Raw genomic sequence first — 332 nt, 5'->3', positions numbered from 1 at the left:
CGTCTAGATCGTGCAGCCAGTCGGTGATCGCGGCGAACGACGATGCCCCCGCCAGGACCGCGCAGACCGCGACCGCGAGCAGGCCCGACAGCGGATACCGCACCCCACGCGGGTCACGGGGATCCGGGACCGCCGACAAGGCGTGCAACAACCCCGCGCACTCACTCTCGGTGACCGCAGGTGGTGATGTGTCAGGGCTGTCGCCGGCGACGGCGGACAGTGCGGGGATCGGGCATGATGACATCGGCGGGTGAGGTCCTCGGGTGTCGTGAAGCGTAGAGAACTCCATGATCACCGACGCGATCTCACCCGCTCTTCCGGCCTCCACAGAG

The 332-nt window shown here is 68.1% G+C and carries 1 protein-coding gene; it reads right to left on the bottom strand.

Going from position 1 to position 332, the window contains the following annotated elements; all coding sequences use genetic code 11:
- A partial coding sequence (locus AC2CHE_RS27010) for a transposase family protein (RefSeq protein WP_484507633.1) occupies window positions 1–244 on the bottom strand: 244 nt, incomplete at its 3' end.
- Between the last annotated feature and the right edge of the window lie 88 nt (window positions 245–332).

The organism is Micromonospora sp. ATLC16 (assembly GCF_057196645.1).
The sequence above is the reverse complement of the archived record's forward strand: the minus strand, read 5'-3'. Positions and strand labels throughout refer to the sequence as shown.